The sequence below is a fragment of the Halomonas flagellata genome, from assembly GCF_022487945.1.
GTDB classification, from domain to species: domain Bacteria; phylum Pseudomonadota; class Gammaproteobacteria; order Pseudomonadales; family Halomonadaceae; genus Halomonas; species Halomonas flagellata.
In genome coordinates this window covers 141,170-156,228 of record NZ_JAKVPY010000006.1, presented here as the reverse complement: position 1 = coordinate 156,228, position 15,059 = coordinate 141,170, and the positions used below count along the sequence as shown (strand labels likewise).

The window sequence follows — 15,059 nt, the reverse complement described above, 5'->3', positions numbered from 1 at the left end:
ATCCAATCCAGGAGGAGTCCGTGATGAGTATCGACCCTGCCCGCGCCCTGCCGGGGCGCGATACGCCGATGGAGATCAGCGGCATCCATGGCGTCACTGGCCGCTCCCTGGTGCCGCCGTTTGCGGAGAACCTTCGCGAGATCGTGCTGGGGCTGGGCTGCTTCTGGGGGGCCGAGCGCCTCTTCTGGCAGCTGCCCGGGGTCCATGTCACGGCGGTGGGCTATGCCGGTGGCGCCACCCCGAACCCGACCTATGACGAGACCTGCACCGGCCTGACCGGCCATGCCGAGGTGGTACGGGTGATCTTCGATCCCGTCGAGATCGACCTGGAACGGCTGCTGCGGGTGTTCTGGGAGGCCCACGACCCGACACAGGGCAACCGCCAGGGCAATGACATCGGCCCCCAGTACCGTTCGGCGATCTACGTGACGGACGACGACCAACTGGTGCTGGCCCGCCGCACCCGTGATGCCTACCAGCAAGCGCTGCAGCGCGCCGGCGGGGGCAGGATCACCACCGAGATCGCCCCCCTCGAGGCGTTCTACTACGCCGAGGAGTATCACCAGCAGTACCTGGCCAAGAATCCCGGGGGCTACTGTGGCCTGCGAGGCACCGGGGTCAGCTGTCCGACCGGGTGACCCGTCGAAGAGCCGGCCAGACCTCCTGTCCCGCGGGGCTGGCCCAGTCCTCCAGTTGCCGGCCCACCCGGCGTGACAACCAGGAGCGCAGGCGTCCGTCTCGCCACTCCATGAAGCCCAGGTGTCCCCCATGGTGGGCGATCTCCACCCGTACCGAGGCCGAGGGGGCGGGCAGTCGCTCGAACAACCCCGCCGGCATGAAGGGGTCGTCATCGGCGTGAAGCAGCAGGGTAGGGAGCTCGAGCTCGCCGAGCAGGGGGCCGGCCGAGGCGCGTCGGTAGTAGTCGGCGGCGCCGTCGAAACCATGCAGCGGCGCGGTCACGGCATCGTCGTAGGCGCGCAGGCTGTCGAGCCCGGCGAGCCGGCGTCGATCCAGGGCCAGCGGCAGTTCGCCGGCCTGCAGCCGGGGCGCCACCTTGGCCTTCAACGAGGCCAGCAGGTGGCGCTCGTAGAGACGCGCGACGCCCTGGTGCAGGGTATCGGCGCAGGCCGCCAGGTCGAGCGGGGCGCCGATGGCGATGGCGCCGGCCAGGTCGAGGCCGTCACCACCCTGTTCGGCCACCAGCTTGACCAGCATGTTGGCCCCCAGCGAGACCCCGGCCGCGACCTTGAGGGCACGTGGGTAACGGTGGGCGAGTTGGCCGATCAGCCAGTAGGCATCGGCGGTGTCGCCACTGTGATAGGCCCGCGGCAGTCGGTTGGGGGTGCCGCCACAGCCGCGGAAGTGCATGAGCACGGCGCGCCAGCCCAGCCCCGCGGCCATGCCCAGCAGATGGCGCGCGTAGGGCGAGTCGAAGGAGCCCTCCAGGCCGTGGAAGAGCACGAACAGGGGGGCGTCCGCTCGGGCCGGTGCCGGGCGCACCCACGCCAGCTCGACGAAGTCGCCATCCGGCAGCTCGAGGATCTCGACGTCGCGCTTGACGCCGGGACGCGGCAGCAGTCGCGGCAGCAGGGTCTGGACGTGGCGGTTGGCGAGCCCCGTGGGTGGTCGAAAGGTGGCGTGATGCAATCGGCCGGACATGGCGGTGTCACTCGGCGTCATGAAGCGTCAGGTTATCGGGCCCATGGACGGTGACCAGCACGTTGTCCTCGATGCGGACGCCGCCGTGGTCGGCCAGCCCCTCGACCCTGTGCCAGTCGATGTCGTGGGTGTCACGGAACCGTTCGAGCAGCATGGGAATGATGTACAGCCCCGGTTCCATGGTGACCACCATGCCCGCTTCCAGTTCCCGTGTCAGGCGCAGGGCCGGATGGCCGGCCGGCGGAGGAAGGGGGCTACCATCGGCGGCGACCCGCCCGGCCACGTCGTGGACCTGCAGCCCGAGCAGGTGGCCCAGGCCGTGAGGGCAGAAGGCCCGGGTGATGCCCGTGGCCACCGCCGCTCCCGGTGAACACCGCACCAGGCCGTGTTCGGCCAGCAGTTCCCCGAGACCCGCGTGCATCCGCTCATGGAGCTCGACATAGCTCACCCCGGGGCGCAGGGCGGCGATCAGCCGCTGTTGCAGGGTCGTGACACCCTCGACCAACGGGGCGAAGGCCGGGTCGGCGTCGGGGCCGGGCCAGGTGCGGGTGATGTCGGCACAGTAGCCGCGGTAACGGTGGCCGCCGTCGAGCAGCAGGCTGCGGCGCCGGGCCGGGGCGTCGATGGTGTAGTGCTGGTAGTGCAGTACGCCGCCGTGGGCATTGAGGCCGACGATGTTCTGGTAGGGCAGCTCGCTCTCGCGGACCCGGGCGGCCCCCAGGTAGGCGAGCTGGCAGTCCAGCTCGGCGCCCCCGGCCAGGAAGACCTCCCGGGCCGCCCGATGGCCGGTCAGGGCCCGGCGATTGGCCTCGCGCAGGCAGGCCACCTCGTAATCGCTCTTGTGTACCCGCAGCTCGTTCAGGGCCCGGGTCAGGGCCTCGGGGTTGGCCTCGGCGCCCAGCGACGAGGCCAGCTCGGCATCGACCTCGCCGAGTATCGCGAAGCGCCCGGCGGGTAGCGACGGCGGGGCCGTCTCGGAGCGTAACTCGACCTCGAAGGCCTCGACCCAGGCCTCCTCGGGCAGCCGAGGCGTCAGGTGCCAGAAGTCCGCCGGGGCATGGAAATAGAGCGTCGGCCTGGCTCCGGGACGAATCAGCAGCCAGCCATGCTCCAGGCCGGCCATCGGCACCCAGTGCAGGAAGTGGCCGAACGCGGCGAAGCTGGCGGTCTGGTCGTCGCCGAAGTGACGGTGGGCGTGACCGCTGTAGAGCAACACCCCATCATAGCCTTCGGCGGTCAGGATCTTCGCGTAGGCCCGGGCCAGGGCGTCCAGGTGGCGTCCTTGGGCGGCGGCGAGGTCGGGGGTGGGCATCACGGACTCCGTCTTGGGTCATCGAAGGGCCAGGGAACATCGTCATTATCGACCTGGGCGGGCAGGCTGCGCCACATGGGGCGCAGGCCACGTCCGGGGAGCTCCTGGCCATCGAAGCGGATGCTGCCGCCGGCGATATAGCCGGGCTTGGCGATCAGGTTGAGCAGCAGCGGCTGCCGCGACTCGCCTCAATCGCCGGCGGGGGTCAGCCGGTCGATGCGATAGAGGGTGGTGGCCTGGTCGAGGCCGGAGACCGTGCAGTCGAGGTCCTTGACGCGCCCGTCGGCCAGGCCGTAGACCCAGCCGTGCACCGCCAGCTCCTGGCCGCGCTGCCAGGCGTGCTGGACGATCTTGGTGCAGCACAGGTTGGAGACCTGGGCCTTGACGTTGAGCTCGCACATGCGGTCCACCTGGGCGTCCGGGGCAAGGGAGGCCAACTCCTCGCGGTGGCGGGCATAGAGCTCGCGTACCGAGTGCAGCCAGATGTCCACCATGCCGTTGTCGCCACCACCGACCACGGCGCGTATCCCGCCGCAGCCGTAGTGGCCGACCACCATGATGTGGCGCACCTTGAGCACCTCCACGGCGTACTGCAATACCGACAAGGCATTGAGGTCGTTGTGGTGGAGCAGGTTGGCCACGTTGCGATGGACGAACACCTCGCCCGGGGGCAGCGAGATGATCTGGTTGGCCGGCACCCGGCTGTCGGAGCAGCCGATCCAGAGATAGTCGGGGTTCTGCTGCTGCGAGAGTCGCGAGAAGTAGTCGGGATCCTCCCGGCACATGCGCTCGGCCCAGGCGCGGTTGTTCTCGAGCAGGTCCTGGATGTCCTTGTTCATGGCGGCATTCCCTCGAGTGGTGGGTGGGTGACGGGCGCGGGGCAGCCCCTTTTACCGCTACGCTCCCGAGCGGTCAACCGCCAGCCCTCCCGGGGCGGTGGCTGGGCTGGTATCATGGCGGCATTTCGTTTCCCGGGCTACCTTGCGGCCCATCCCTGAGCAGGAGAATCACGTGTCCGAGTTCGACTACGATCTTTTCGTCATCGGCGCGGGATCCGGCGGCGTGCGTGCCGCCCGCACCGCGGCAGCCACCGGGGCCCGCGTCGCCGTGGCCGAGGATCGCTACCTGGGCGGCACCTGCGTCAACGTGGGCTGCGTGCCGAAGAAGCTGTATTCCCATGCGGCCCACTTCCATGACACCTTCGAGGATGCCGGCGGCTTCGGCTGGCGGCTGCCGACAGCGCCCGAGTTCGACTGGGCGACCCTGCGCGACAACAAGATCGGCGAGATCAAGCGCCTCAACGGCATCTACGGCCGGCTGCTCGACACTGCCGGGGTACGCCTGATCAACGGCCGCGCCCGGGTGGTGGATGCCCACCGCGTGGAGGTCGCCGGCGAGACGATCAGTGCCGCCAGGATCCTGGTCGCCGTGGGGGGCTGGCCCTGGGTCCCCGAGTTCCCGGGCAGCGAGCTGACACTCAACTCCAACCAGATCTTCGACCTGGACACCTTCCCGCGCCGCTTCCTGGTGCTCGGCGGCGGCTATATCGCCGTCGAGTTCGCCAGCATCTTCAACGGCCTGGGCAGCGAGACCCACCTGGTCTATCGCGGGAAGCTCTTTTTGCGCGGCTTCGACCACGAGGTGCGCGAGTTCACCCGGGACGAGATGGCCAAGAAGGGCGTCGACCTGCACTTCGAGGCCAACGTGGAGTCGATCGAGAAGGTCGACGACGGCCTGCTGGTGACCCTGACCAACGGCGAACAGCTCGAGGTCGACGCGGTGCTGGCCGCGACCGGCCGCAAGCCACACCTCGAGGGACTCGGCCTCGACGGCCTCGGCATCGAGCTGACCGAGGGGGGGCACCTGCGTGTCAATGATCGCTTCGAGACCTCGGTGCCCTCGATCCTGGCGCTGGGCGACGTCACCGGCGGCCCGGAGCTGACCCCCGTGGCGCTGGCCGAGGCGATGCACATGGTGCAGCACCACTTCGGCGAGACACCACCGAAGGCGCCACTCGACTACCGCAATATCGCCACCGCGGTGTTCTGCCATCCCAATATCGGCACCGTGGGCCTCTCCGAGGAACAGGCCCGCGAGGCGTGCGGGGAGATCCGTGTCTATACCGCCGATTTCCGCCCCCTGAAGCACACCCTGTCCGGCAGCAGCGAGCGCTGCCTTATGAAGCTGATCGTCGATGACCAGAGCGACGTGGTCGTCGGCGCCCACATGGTGGGCGAGGAGGCGGGGGAGGTGATCCAGGGCATCGGCATCGCCGTGCGTGCCGGGCTCACCAAGGCCGATTTCGATGCCACCGTGGGCATTCATCCCACCGGCGCCGAGGAGTTCGTCACCATGGGGACCCCGACCCGCCGCTGAATCGTCCCGCGCCATACGAGCACCACGGGCCGCCCCTCCGGGTGGCCCGTGGCGGTGACCGGGAGGTGACCGGGAGGTGACCGGGAAGGGCATTCAACAGTCGACCGACCGGGAGAGTGGTGAAAAACGGGCTAGACTGAGGCTAGTGCCCCGTCGGACCTGACCCCGACCCGACACGAGGCGTTTCAGGCGGTCGATCATCGCCAGTATAATTTTCCGTTATGGATATGGTGCGACAGAATAATCGCCGCTTTGAAATGAAATAAGCCGCTGTTATAATGCCCAGCAAATTCGCTACAGCGAAACGCCACCATGAATACAACGACAGAGCCCTTCACACCCTCCGCCGATCTGGCACGCCCCAGCGTGGCCGATGCCGTGGTAGGGTTCGATGCGATGCCCCTGTTCATCCGCAAGCCCAACCCCGATGACGGCTGGGGTATCTACGAGCTGGTCAAGTCTTGTCCGCCGCTGGACGTGAATTCCGCCTACGCCTATCTGCTCCTGGCCACCCAGTTCCGTGATACCTGCGCGGTGGCCACCAACGAGGAGGGCGAGATCGTCGGCTTCGTTTCCGGCTACGTGAAGAGCAATGCCCCGGACACCTACTTCCTGTGGCAGGTGGCGGTGGGCGAGAAGGCCCGCGGCACCGGGCTGGCACGCCGCCTGGTGGAAGCCGTCATGAGCCGTGCCGAGCTGGCCGAGGTTCACCACCTCGAGACCACCATCACCCCCGACAACCAGGCTTCCTGGGGGCTGTTCCGCCGCCTGGCCGACCGCTGGCAGGCCCCGCTCAACAGCCGCGAGTACTTCTCCACCGATCAACTCGGCGGCGAGCACGACCCGGAGAACCTGGTGCGCATCGGTCCCTTCCAGACCGATCGCCTCTGAGTCACCCCGCACTTTCCTGCCTGGCGTGTGGTCGCAGGTCGACCCCGCCATGCCTATCCGATTCGTCTTCACACAAGGAGGTCGCCAGATGCAGACCCAGATCCTCGAACGCATGGAATCCGAAGTCCGGACCTATTCCCGCTCCTTTCCAGTGGTCTTCACCCAGGCGCGCAATGCCCGTCTGACCGATGAGGACGGTCGCGAATACATCGACTTTCTCGCCGGCGCCGGCACCCTCAACTACGGCCACAACAATCCGAAGATCAAGCAGGCACTGCTCGATTACCTCGCCGAGGACAACATCATCCACGGCCTGGACTTCTGGACCGCCGCCAAGCGCGACTATCTCGAGACCCTCGAGGAGCTGATCCTCAAGCCGCGCGGCCTGGACTACAAGGTCCAGTTCCCGGGGCCGACCGGCACCAACGCCGTCGAGGCCGCCATTCGCCTGGCCCGCAATGCCAAGGGACGGCACAACATCGTCACCTTCACCAACGGCTTCCACGGCGTGACCATGGGCGCCCTGGCCACCACCGGCAACCGCAAGTTCCGTGAGGCCACCGGCGGCGTACCGACCGTGGGCGGCACCTTCATGCCCTACGACGGCTACCTGGGCAACGCCACCGACACCCTGGACTACTTCGAGAAGCTGCTCGGCGACAAATCCGGTGGCCTGGACGTACCGGCCGGGGTGATCGTCGAGACCGTGCAGGGCGAGGGCGGCATCAACGTCGCCGGTCTCGAGTGGCTCAAGCGCCTGGAAGGCATCTGTCGCGAGCACGACATCCTGCTGATCATCGACGACATCCAGGCCGGCTGCGGCCGTACCGGCAAGTTCTTCAGCTTCGAGCATGCCGGCGTCGTACCCGACATCGTCACCAACTCCAAGTCGCTGTCCGGGCTCGGCCTGCCGTTCTCCCATGTGCTCATGCGCCCCGAGCTCGACCAGTGGAAGCCCGGCCAGTACAACGGCACCTTCCGCGGCTTCGCCCTGGCCTTCACCACCGCCGCGGCGGCACTCAAGCACTACTGGCGCGACGACAGCTTCGAGCGTGATGTCCAGCGCAAGGGCAGGGTGGTCGCCGAGCGCTTCCAGCAGATCGCCGCCTGGATCAGCGAGCAGGGCATCGAGGCCTCCGAACGTGGCCGCGGCCTGATGCGCGGCATCGACGTGGGCAGCGGCGAGATCGCCGACAAGATCACCGCCAGGGCCTTCGAGAACGGCCTGGTGATCGAGACCAGTGGCCAGGACGGCGAAGTGGTCAAGTGCCTCTGCCCCCTGACCATCACCGACGAGGATCTGCTGGAAGGCCTGGACATCCTCGAGACCAGCGTCAAGCAGGCGCTGAGCTGATAGTCTGGAGGGCCGCGCGCCGATTCGGCGGCGGCCCGGTCATCGGCCGGTCCCTGGACGACCGGCCCGTCATCGATACCCCATACATCGGAGCTCATCCATGATCGTTCGCAATCTCGAGGAAGCGCGCCAGACCGACCGCCTGGTCAAGGCCGAGAACGGCAACTGGGACAGCACCCGCCTGTCGCTGGCCGACGATGGCGGCAACTGTTCCTTCCATATCACGCGGATCTACGCAGGGACCGAAACCCACATCCACTACAAGCACCACTTCGAGGCGGTCTACTGCATCGAGGGCGAAGGCGAGGTGGAGACCCTGGCCGACGGCAAGATCTGGCCGATCAAGCCGGGCGACATCTATATCCTCGATCAACATGACGAGCATCTGCTGCGGGCCAGCAAGACCATGCACCTGGCATGCGTCTTCACACCGGGCCTGACCGGTCACGAGGTGCATCGCGAGGATGGCTCCTACGCGCCCGCCGAAGCCGACGACGACAAGCCGCTCTGAGCCCCGACGGCGCGAAGCGCCTCGACGTCGCCCCTGGTTCGCATGAGCCGGGGGCGACGTCGTATGGTTCAGGGAGGATTCGTCGAGCGAGAGCCGGGCCAGCGAGCGACTCATCCGGGACCAGGCCAGCCGCGGGTTCGCATAATGTATATTATGTTAAATCATGACTGGCTCGCGTCCCCGCATGGAGCCAACTCAACCTCGGCGCTCCAGCATCCGGCGTTGGACGTTGGACAAGGCAGCCAGCGACTCCTTATCATCACGCCACCATTCATAGGATCTTCCTCACCCCATGCGACAACGCCTGCTGCACACCGGAGCCCTATCCCTCGCCCTGCTGGTGACCGGCTGCGCCCTGCCAAGCGACCGCCCCGAGCCGCCGCCGGTGCTGACACCCGATGAATTCGCGATGCGCATCGACCGCCTGGAGACCGACCTGGCCTCTCGCTGTGACGTGCAGCAGGAGCGGCTCGCCGAACAGTTCCACCGCCAGGACCTGATGCATACCGAAGTGCGTGAGCTCGGCAGCCTGCTGGGCCACTTGCGTGCCGACATCGAGCGCCTGGAGCATGGCGATGGCGAACCGGTCGTCATGTCCCGGGAGTGCGCCGCCGACGAGCTCGGGCTGGCCAACAAGGCCGTGGTCGGCCGCAGTGAGTGGGTCGGCCTGCCGGATGTCGGCACCTACCTCAAGGCGCGAGTCGACTCCGGGGCCAACACCTCCTCGCTCTCGGCCACCGAGGTAACTCGCTTCGAGCGTGACGGCGAGGACTGGGTGCGGTTCAAGCTCGGCCTGGGCGAGAAGGACGTGGCCGTCGAAGGGGTTCGCGACGACTGGATCGAGGCACCGATAGAGCGTCGCGTGCGCATCCACCAGGCGACCGGCGAGCACTCCAGGCCGGTGGTCAGCCTGCTGATGACCCTGGGGCCGATACGCGAGACGGTGGAATTCACCCTCAACGACCGCTCGCATCTCAACTACCCGGTGCTGCTGGGACGGCGCTTCCTGATGGATATCGCGGTGATCGATGTGGCGGAGAACTACCTGCATGAGCGCCCGGAATTTCCCGGCGGGCGTCCGGCAGAGGAAGCCGACCGCGACGAGACCGGGGACCGAGATGACGAAGAAGAAGCCTGAAGCGCCGGCTGACCAGGCGCCCGACCCTTCCAAGGATGATCCATGTCACGACTGCCCTTCTATCTGATCGTCGGCCTGCTGCTGGTAGTCGGTATCGCCATGAGCCTGCATCGACACGTACAGCTCGAGGTTCCCTGGACGCCCGGCGAGCAGCGCCAGGTCTGGGAGGTCGAGGCCCAGGTCAATTTCAACGCCCAGAATGGCCCGGTCAAGGTCGACATGGCCCTGCCCGCCAACCAGCAGGGCTTCCGGCTGCTGACCGAGAACACGGCCTCCCCCGGTTTCGGGCTGGCCTTCCTCGAGGACGAGCGTGGCCGACGCGCCCAGTGGTCGATCCGCGAGGCGGCCGGCGACCAGCAGCTCTACTACACCGCACAGTTGCTGGTGGCCCCGGGCGCGCGGGCGCCGGAGGTCGAGCCCCCTCCCCTGCAGCGCGACATCGTCTGGGAGCGCCCCTACGACACCGCCGCGGCCCAGGTGATCGAGCGTGCCTGGGGGCGCAGTGCCGACGCCTTCACCTTCGCCCGCGAGCTGATCCGCGACTTCGGCGATGAGCGTCAGGGCGAGAACGCTCGCCTGCTGTTGACCCAGTTCGAGCGCAGCCCCCTGCTGGTCCGCCTGCTCAACCAGGCCGGGGTGCCGGCTCGGGAGGTCAGCGGCCTGATGCTCGAGGATGGCCGGCGACGCCAGAGCCTGACCTCCTGGGTGCAGGTCTTCGATGAAGAGGAGTGGGCGCTGTTCAACCCGGCGACCGGCGAGCAGGGCCGCCCCGACAACCTGTTGCTCTGGGAGTCCGCCGGCCAGGCGGTGCTGGAGGTCCAGGGGGCGACCAACTCCCGGGTGACCTTTTCGATGCTCACCCACAACCAGCCCGCCGCCGCCGCGGTGCGCAATCAACTGGCCGACGACACCCTGCTCAACTTCTCGATCCACAGCCTACCGCTCGAGGAGCAGGCACTGTTTCAGACCATCCTGCTGATCCCCATCGGTGCCCTGGTGGTGGTGATTCTCAGGGTGCTGGTCGGCATCAAGACGTCGGGCACCTTCATGCCCGTGCTGATTGCACTGGCCTTCATCCAGACCACCCTGATCACGGGGCTGGTCGGTTTCCTGCTGGTCGTCGCCGTGGGCCTGGTGATCCGAAGTTACCTGTCCTATCTGAACCTGCTGCTGGTGGCGAGGGTGACGGCGGTGATCATCACGGTGATCGCCATCATCTCGCTGTTCTCGGTGCTCTCGTACCGCTTCGGCCTCAACGCCGGCCTGACCATCACCTTCTTCCCGATGATCATCCTCTCCTGGACCATCGAGCGGATGTCGATCCTGTGGGAAGAAGAGGGGCCCAAGGAGGTGCTGATCCAGGGCGGCGGCAGCCTGCTCACCGCGGTGCTCGCCTACCTGGCCATGAACAACCCCTGGATCCGTCATATCACCTTTAATTTCCTGGGGGTCCAGCTGATACTGATGGCACTGATCCTGCTGCTCGGCAACTATACCGGCTACCGCTTGCTGGAGTTGCGCCGCTTCAAGCCCGTCACCGAGGATTGAGCCCCATGTGGACGACCCCCGAAAAGCTTCGCACCAAGGGCATCATCGGCATGAATCGGCGCAACATCCGCTATATCGGCCGTTACAACAGCCGACGGCTCTATCCGCTGGTGGACGACAAGCTCAAGACCAAGCTGCTGGCCCAGGAGCACGGCATCACCACGCCGGCGCTGATCGGCACCGTGACGACCCAGTTCGGTGTCAAGCAGCTGCGCACCATGCTCGAGGGCCACCACGGCTTCGTCATCAAGCCGGCCAAGGGCAGCGGCGGCAAGGGGATCCTGGTCATCGAGCACAGCGCCGACGGTCTCTACGTCAAACCCAGCGGCGCCCAGCTCAGGCTCGAGGACATCGAGCGCCACGTCTCCAACATCCTCTCCGGGCTCTACTCCCTGGGGGGGTCACCGGACGTGGCGGTGGTCGAGGCGCTGATCAACTTCGACGAGAGTCTCTCGGAGTACACCTACGAAGGGGTCCCGGACATCCGGGTGATCGTCTTCCGCGGCTTTCCGGTCATGGCCATGATGCGCCTTTCCACGGCCGCCTCCGATGGCAAGGCCAACCTGCACCAGGGCGCGGTGGGCGTGGGGCTCGACATCGCCAGCGGCACCGCCATCCGCAGCGTGCAGTTCGACCGCACCCGCCACGACCATCCGGATACCGGCCACGAGCTGGTCAGCCTGCGGATCCCGGGCTGGCGCACCCTGCTGTTGATGGCCGCCGGCTGCTACGAGATGACCGGGCTCGGGTATCTCGGCACCGACATGGTCCTCGACCGGGATCTCGGCCCCATGCTGCTGGAGCTCAATGCCCGCCCCGGGCTGGCCATCCAGATGGCCAATGGCGAGGGGCTCAGGCCCCGCCTCGACCTGATCGAGCGACAGCCGGAAGGCAGCACACCCGAGCAGCGGGTGGCCTTCGCCCAGCAGCACTTCGCCCGGCAGAGCGAGCTGCGCGAGACCGAACCGGAGCTGCCGGCCGTTGCCGTGGGCTGAGCAGGGCTATCGCAGATGGCGGTAACGTCCCCGGCGCCTCTCGCTTTGGGTAACGGCGATTGCCCTGGGGCTGAGGGGCGCCGACTGGCTCCCTCGCCGCCCGCCGCGTAGAATATGGCATTCCACTCAGTCACCGCATGGCCACCATGACCGACTCCCGTGCCCTGATGCATCAGGCCGAACGGCAATGCCAGCGTCGCGGCGCGCGCTTCACGCCGATCCGGCGGCGCGTGCTGGAGATGATCGCCGACTCCCCCGGCGGCCTCAAGGCCTATGATCTCCTCGACCGGCTGGCGACGGAGCACGCCGCGGCTCGGCCGCCGACCATCTACCGGGCCCTGGAGTTTCTCATCGACCAGGGACTGGTGCATCGCATCGAGTCGCTCAACGCCTACGTGGCCTGCCCCTGTCCCGAGCATGCCCACGGCTTCCAACTGCTGATCTGCCGCCATTGCGGCCGCGTCGAGGAACTCCACCTGGACGACGTCAATGCCCAACTGGTACGGCGCGCCCGAGACCTGGGGTTTCGTGTCGACCGCCAGACCATCGAGCTGCTTGGCCGTTGCGAGGCCTGCCTCCAGGCCGTCGCCGGCGAGCAGTGAGCGCCCTTCCCTTTCGAGCCATCACCCGGAGTCCGCATGAGTGACACCTTCAAGCGCCTCGAGCAGGCCACCGTCGACAGCCGGCACCCCCTGGCCGAGATACTCGCCGCGGTACGCTTCAATGCCGACGGCCTGATCCCCGCCATCGCCCAGCAGCACGACAGCGGCGAGGTACTGATGATGGCCTGGATGAACCGCGAGGCGCTGGAGGAGACGCTACGCACCCGGCGTGTCTGCTACTGGTCGCGTTCCCGCGGCAAGCTGTGGCGCAAGGGCGAGTCCTCCGGCCAACAGCAGCATCTCGCGGGTGCGGCGCTGGATTGTGACGGCGACACCCTGCTGCTGCAGGTCGACCAGACCGGTCCCGCCTGCCATACCGGTCGGCGCAGCTGCTTCTACGTGGCGCTCGAGGAGGACCGCGCGCGCATCACCAGTGACCCGCTGATCGACCCGGCCACCCTCTACGGCCGGTCCGGGAAAGAGGGCTGAGCCCCATGCCCTGCCTCGCCGCCTGGCTGCGCCGGCCGCTCCGCCTGCTCGGCCGTGCCCTGGGGCTGGTCATGGTCGGCCTGGTAAGGGTCTATCAGTACCTGATCAGCCCCCTGCTCGGCCCTCGCTGTCGCTTCTGGCCGAGCTGCTCCCACTACACGGTGGAGGCGATCCGGGTGCACGGACCCTTCAAGGGGGGCTGGCTGGCGGCGAGACGCATCGTGCGCTGTCACCCCGGCAGCGACGGCGGCATCGACCCGGTGCCGGGCGGGCCCAGCGAGGCGCTGTGTCGCGAAGACGACGAGCTGGACGAGCACTTCTCCTGCCGGCCGCAGGGCCGGCGCCGGCAGTGACCGTTCAGGCCGCTTCCCGCTCCGCGACCTCGTAGATGCGTGCCAGCATGCTGTTCAGGCCGTTGCTGCGGGTCGGCGAGAGATGCTTGTCGAGCCCCAGGTCCTTGAGGAAGTGCGGGCTGGTGGAACGGATCTCGGTCGCCGGGCGGTCGTTGTAGATGCGCATCAGCACGGCGATCAGCCCGGAAACGATGGCGGCATCCGAGACGGCATCGAAATGGAGCACCTCGCCGTCGCGACAATGGTGCATCCAGACATTGGACTGGCAGCCCTGGATCTTCCGCTCGGGGGTCTTCCACTCCTCGGGGAAATCAGGCAGCTGCTTGCCCATGTCGATGATGTACTGGTAGCGATCCATCCAGTTGTCGAATATCTCGAACTCGTCCAGCAGCTCCCGCTGGGCCTGTTCGGCGGTGATCTCGGAACTCATGACGCCTCCTTGAAGGGGTTGTCACCATTATAACGTGTCGGGGCCGCCATCTCGATCTCTGGTAACGGCGCGGGGCGCCAGGCCATGGGCCGACTGCTGGCGATGCCACTCCTCGTCCTCGGCGTGCAGGTAACGGGCCGTGGTATCGAGCCGCGCATGGCGCGCGGTGCCGGCGAGGTAGCGCAGCTCCACCCCGGCCTGGGCCTGGTGGGTCAGGGCGGTATGCCGCAGCCAGTGCGGGGTGGCACGACGCAGGCACAGCACCTCGGCCCGGGCGCCCTCCCCCAGCTCCCTCTCCAGCGCGGTGGCGGCGTCGCGGAAGGTCTCGCGGATCAACCGGTAGAGCCGGTTGTCGCCGAGGCCGCGCCTGCCATCCAGGGCCCGCAGCAGCGGACCGTCGTCGTCCGGTTCCGGATGCGGCGACAGTCCCAGCGCGGCTCGCCACGCTGCCAGCAGGGCCAGCATGTCGGGCGGCACCGGGATCCGTGCCGCCTTGTCGCCCTTGCCCACCACCCGCCACCACCAGCGCCCTTCGCGGCGCACGAAGTCACCCATGCGCGCCGCGGCCATCTCGCCGACCCGCGGGGCCAGCAGGTAGGCAAAGCCGAACGCGAAGCGCCGGCGCTCGGCCTCGAAGCGCCGCCGTCGCGAGGCGCCCTCCTCCAGCGGCCTGGTGAGCCAGCCCCATAGCCAATCCCATAGCGGCTTCTCCAGGTAGCGCTCGATCCCGCCCTGGCGGTTGTCGAGCCGCCGCCGCTTGTCGCGCATCAGCCGGAAGGGGTTGTGGTCGACCCAGCCGGCCTCCACCAGCCAGGCGAAGAGCCCCTGGAGGATCACCAGGCTCTGGCGGCGGCTGGCCGGCGACAGCGGGCCACGAAAGGGGCGCCAGTCGGGACTGTGTCGCGGGCGCGGCGGCCCCACCCAGCGGTGGGCCGGGCGCGGGTCGGCGAGGAAGGCCTCGAAGGCGTCGAGATGCTCGCGGCGCACCCCGCCGAGGCCGAGCCCGTGACCCTGCAGCCACAACAGCAGCCGCTCGGCCTCGCGACGATAGGCCGCCCGGGTCCGGTGGCTGGCGCGGTATTCCGCCAGCCACCGGGCCACGGCCTCGGCATCGCTGCCGGCCTCGATGCGCACACCGGCTGGCGGCCGGGGGCGCGACAACAGGATCGCCGTGTCGGCAGAGTCGTCGGCTATCGCGCGGTCTGCCGGCCCTTCCCGGCCATCGCTCATGCTCGCCTCCTCGTTCGCATCGCCCTCTCCCTCCTTCGCCATCGGCCTCCCAGCGGCCCGTTTGCTGCCGGCAGATTGTCCGGCCATAGTGAAATATAATCAAGATAAGCCGCGTAATCTTGCTTTTATTGCCTTTGTCGTAAATAAAATTACGTTTTACGTATTATGTAA

General features: G+C 67.7%; 16 protein-coding genes. 11 read left to right on the top strand and 5 right to left on the bottom strand.

Annotated features, from left to right (window positions below; all coding sequences use genetic code 11):
- Window positions 1–23 precede the first annotated feature (23 nt).
- Window positions 24–638 (top strand): peptide-methionine (S)-S-oxide reductase MsrA, encoded by a 615-nt coding sequence (gene msrA, locus MKP05_RS06890; RefSeq protein ID WP_240567640.1) that lies wholly within the window; start codon window positions 24–26, stop codon window positions 636–638.
- Here msrA and MKP05_RS06885 read toward each other — a convergent pair.
- From MKP05_RS06885 to can, 3 genes are all read right to left on the bottom strand, one after another.
- A complete protein-coding gene (locus tag MKP05_RS06885) occupies window positions 619–1,680 on the bottom strand; it encodes a hydrolase (RefSeq protein WP_240567639.1) in 1,062 nt (353 codons plus the stop codon). The two genes, msrA and MKP05_RS06885, sit on opposite strands and share 20 nt — an antisense overlap.
- On the bottom strand, window positions 1,667–2,971 hold the full coding sequence (gene pepQ / locus MKP05_RS06880) for a Xaa-Pro dipeptidase (protein WP_240567638.1): 1,305 nt from the start codon (window positions 2,969–2,971) through the stop codon (window positions 1,667–1,669). The genes MKP05_RS06885 and pepQ overlap by 14 nt, the downstream gene beginning before the upstream one ends.
- A 188-nt stretch (window positions 2,972–3,159) precedes the next feature.
- Window positions 3,160–3,810 (bottom strand): carbonate dehydratase, encoded by a 651-nt coding sequence (can, locus tag MKP05_RS06875; protein WP_110285163.1) that lies wholly within the window; start codon window positions 3,808–3,810, stop codon window positions 3,160–3,162.
- Window positions 3,811–3,982: 172 nt separating this feature from the next.
- Here can and gorA point away from each other — a divergent pair, with 172 nt between their 5' ends.
- The 10 genes from gorA (at window position 3,983) to yidD (ending at window position 13,228) form a co-directional block, all read left to right on the top strand.
- Window positions 3,983–5,347 (top strand): glutathione-disulfide reductase, encoded by a 1,365-nt coding sequence (gene gorA / locus MKP05_RS06870; protein WP_240567637.1) that lies wholly within the window; start codon window positions 3,983–3,985, stop codon window positions 5,345–5,347.
- 312 nt (window positions 5,348–5,659) lie between these two features.
- Complete coding sequence (gene ectA, locus MKP05_RS06865) at window positions 5,660–6,238, top strand: diaminobutyrate acetyltransferase (RefSeq protein WP_110285161.1); 579 nt, start codon at window positions 5,660–5,662, stop codon at window positions 6,236–6,238.
- An 88-nt stretch (window positions 6,239–6,326) separates the two neighbouring features.
- Entirely contained in the window at window positions 6,327–7,592 is a 1,266-nt protein-coding gene (gene ectB / locus MKP05_RS06860) for a diaminobutyrate--2-oxoglutarate transaminase (RefSeq protein ID WP_110285160.1), read from the top strand.
- A 100-nt stretch (window positions 7,593–7,692) separates the two neighbouring features.
- Complete coding sequence (locus MKP05_RS06855; protein ID WP_240567635.1) at window positions 7,693–8,103, top strand: ectoine synthase; 411 nt, start codon at window positions 7,693–7,695, stop codon at window positions 8,101–8,103.
- Between the two features lie 292 nt (window positions 8,104–8,395).
- Complete coding sequence (locus tag MKP05_RS06850; RefSeq protein WP_240567634.1) at window positions 8,396–9,241, top strand: ATP-dependent zinc protease family protein; 846 nt, start codon at window positions 8,396–8,398, stop codon at window positions 9,239–9,241.
- A 42-nt stretch (window positions 9,242–9,283) separates the two neighbouring features.
- The gene (locus tag MKP05_RS06845) at window positions 9,284–10,789 is read left to right on the top strand and encodes a UUP1 family membrane protein (RefSeq protein ID WP_110285157.1); all 1,506 of its coding nucleotides are present in this window, start codon (window positions 9,284–9,286) and stop codon (window positions 10,787–10,789) included.
- A gap of 5 nt (window positions 10,790–10,794) precedes the next feature.
- Window positions 10,795–11,784: an alpha-L-glutamate ligase-like protein gene (locus tag MKP05_RS06840; protein WP_110285156.1), complete on the top strand. Its 990-nt coding sequence runs from the start codon at window positions 10,795–10,797 to the stop codon at window positions 11,782–11,784.
- A 146-nt stretch (window positions 11,785–11,930) separates the two neighbouring features.
- Window positions 11,931–12,386 (top strand): Fur family transcriptional regulator, encoded by a 456-nt coding sequence (locus MKP05_RS06835; protein ID WP_110285176.1) that lies wholly within the window; start codon window positions 11,931–11,933, stop codon window positions 12,384–12,386.
- A gap of 36 nt (window positions 12,387–12,422) precedes the next feature.
- The gene (gene hisI / locus MKP05_RS06830; RefSeq protein WP_240567632.1) at window positions 12,423–12,875 is read left to right on the top strand and encodes a phosphoribosyl-AMP cyclohydrolase; all 453 of its coding nucleotides are present in this window, start codon (window positions 12,423–12,425) and stop codon (window positions 12,873–12,875) included.
- Window positions 12,876–12,880: 5 nt separating this feature from the next.
- On the top strand, window positions 12,881–13,228 hold the full coding sequence (gene yidD, locus MKP05_RS06825; RefSeq protein WP_110285154.1) for a membrane protein insertion efficiency factor YidD: 348 nt from the start codon (window positions 12,881–12,883) through the stop codon (window positions 13,226–13,228).
- Between the two features lie 4 nt (window positions 13,229–13,232).
- On the opposite strand, the gene MKP05_RS06820 is transcribed toward yidD, so the two are convergent.
- The gene (locus MKP05_RS06820) at window positions 13,233–13,658 is read right to left on the bottom strand and encodes a SufE family protein (protein WP_110285153.1); all 426 of its coding nucleotides are present in this window, start codon (window positions 13,656–13,658) and stop codon (window positions 13,233–13,235) included.
- Window positions 13,659–13,685: 27 nt separating this feature from the next.
- A complete protein-coding gene (locus MKP05_RS06815; protein WP_240567630.1) occupies window positions 13,686–14,930 on the bottom strand; it encodes a tyrosine-type recombinase/integrase in 1,245 nt (414 codons plus the stop codon).
- Window positions 14,931–15,059 lie beyond the last annotated feature (129 nt).

Excerpts from the sequence above, each read along its gene's own strand:
- msrA (WP_240567640.1), top strand. The coding sequence starts at position 24 with ATGAGTATCGACCCTGCCCGCGCCCTGCCGGGGCGCGATACGCCGATG.
- MKP05_RS06885 (WP_240567639.1), bottom strand. The coding sequence starts at position 1,680 with ATGACGCCGAGTGACACCGCCATGTCCGGCCGATTGCATCACGCCACC.
- pepQ (WP_240567638.1), bottom strand. The coding sequence starts at position 2,971 with ATGCCCACCCCCGACCTCGCCGCCGCCCAAGGACGCCACCTGGACGCC.
- can (WP_110285163.1), bottom strand. The coding sequence starts at position 3,810 with ATGAACAAGGACATCCAGGACCTGCTCGAGAACAACCGCGCCTGGGCC.
- ectA (WP_110285161.1), top strand. The coding sequence starts at position 5,660 with ATGAATACAACGACAGAGCCCTTCACACCCTCCGCCGATCTGGCACGC.
- ectB (WP_110285160.1), top strand. The coding sequence starts at position 6,327 with ATGCAGACCCAGATCCTCGAACGCATGGAATCCGAAGTCCGGACCTAT.
- MKP05_RS06855 (WP_240567635.1), top strand. The coding sequence starts at position 7,693 with ATGATCGTTCGCAATCTCGAGGAAGCGCGCCAGACCGACCGCCTGGTC.
- MKP05_RS06850 (WP_240567634.1), top strand. The coding sequence starts at position 8,396 with ATGCGACAACGCCTGCTGCACACCGGAGCCCTATCCCTCGCCCTGCTG.
- MKP05_RS06845 (WP_110285157.1), top strand. The coding sequence starts at position 9,284 with ATGTCACGACTGCCCTTCTATCTGATCGTCGGCCTGCTGCTGGTAGTC.
- MKP05_RS06840 (WP_110285156.1), top strand. The coding sequence starts at position 10,795 with ATGTGGACGACCCCCGAAAAGCTTCGCACCAAGGGCATCATCGGCATG.
- MKP05_RS06835 (WP_110285176.1), top strand. The coding sequence starts at position 11,931 with ATGACCGACTCCCGTGCCCTGATGCATCAGGCCGAACGGCAATGCCAG.
- hisI (WP_240567632.1), top strand. The coding sequence starts at position 12,423 with ATGAGTGACACCTTCAAGCGCCTCGAGCAGGCCACCGTCGACAGCCGG.
- yidD (WP_110285154.1), top strand. The coding sequence starts at position 12,881 with ATGCCCTGCCTCGCCGCCTGGCTGCGCCGGCCGCTCCGCCTGCTCGGC.
- MKP05_RS06820 (WP_110285153.1), bottom strand. The coding sequence starts at position 13,658 with ATGAGTTCCGAGATCACCGCCGAACAGGCCCAGCGGGAGCTGCTGGAC.
- MKP05_RS06815 (WP_240567630.1), bottom strand. The coding sequence starts at position 14,930 with ATGGCGAAGGAGGGAGAGGGCGATGCGAACGAGGAGGCGAGCATGAGC.